The sequence below is a fragment of the Parafrankia soli genome (assembly GCF_001854695.1).
GTDB lineage: Bacteria > Actinomycetota > Actinomycetes > Frankiales > Frankiaceae > Parafrankia > Parafrankia soli.
Genome location: NZ_MAXA01000211.1, coordinates 1 through 1,008 on the forward strand (window position 1 = coordinate 1; position 1,008 = coordinate 1,008).

Here is a 1,008-nt window from a genome sequence, read left to right on the forward strand (position 1 = left end):
CCACCGTCTGGCGGATCCTGCACCGCGCCGGCGTCGACCCCGCACCCCGGCGGGCCGACACCTCCTGGCGCACATTCCTGTCCGCCCAGGCCTCCGGCATCCTGGCCTGCGATTTCTTCACGGTGGACACCGTGTTACTGCAACGGATCTACGTGTTCTTCGTCATCGAGCACGCCACCCGCCGTGTCCATGTCCTTGGAGCAACGAAACACCCAACCGCGGCATGGATCACCCAGCACGCCCGGAACCTGCTGATAGACCTCGAAGATCGCAGCCGCCGGTTCCGGTTCCTCATCCGTGACCGCGACACAAAGTTCACGGCTCCGTTCGACGCCGTCTTCACCGCAGCCGGCATCGACGTGATGCGCACACCGCCACAGTCACCCCAAGCGAACGCGATCGCGGAACGCTGGATCGGCACCGCCCGCCGCGAATGCACCGACAGATTATTGATCGTCTCTGAACGGCACCTGACCTCAGTCCTCACCAGCTACGCCGAGCATTTCAACACCCACCGGCCCCACCGCTCCCTCGGCCAGCACCCACCCGACTCACCACCCGTGGTCACCCCGACCCCGGGTTCCACCGTCCGTCGCACACGCATCCTCGGCGGGCTGATCAACGAGTACCGCAACGCCGCCTGACGACACCCCAGACGATCACGTCAGCCGCAAAAGACCAGCTCACAGGCCGAAACCCGAATTTCGGAGCCCCACAGGCATGCCGAAATGAATGATTGCTCATCGGTGACATCTAGGAAAGGGTGCCGAGATGGAAGATCTGCAGACATTCAGCCTTCCTGAGTCCGTCAGTGGAACAGAGCTGGATATTCGTCTGGCGCGCGACTTAATACGGGCCTGGAGGGCTGACGGAATCTTCCAGGTTGTCACCGGACCGTTGCAGGAGCGAAAGATTTTGGACGCGCTCGAGGTGAGCAGGCGCTTCTTTGGTATGTCCTTGAACTTCAAGGTCCAGCACGTCAGTGATTTGACCTACAGTGGGTACATC

At 61.9% G+C, this 1,008-nt stretch carries 2 protein-coding genes; both read left to right on the top strand.

Features of this window, described 5'->3' with window-relative positions; all coding sequences use genetic code 11:
* On the top strand, positions 1 to 644 hold a 644-nt coding region (locus tag BBK14_RS15975; RefSeq protein ID WP_241831528.1), incomplete at its 5' end, for an integrase core domain-containing protein.
* A 127-nt stretch (positions 645 to 771) separates the two neighbouring features.
* On the top strand, positions 772 to 1,008 hold a 237-nt coding region (locus BBK14_RS15980), incomplete at its 3' end, for a 2-oxoglutarate and iron-dependent oxygenase domain-containing protein (protein ID WP_338045471.1).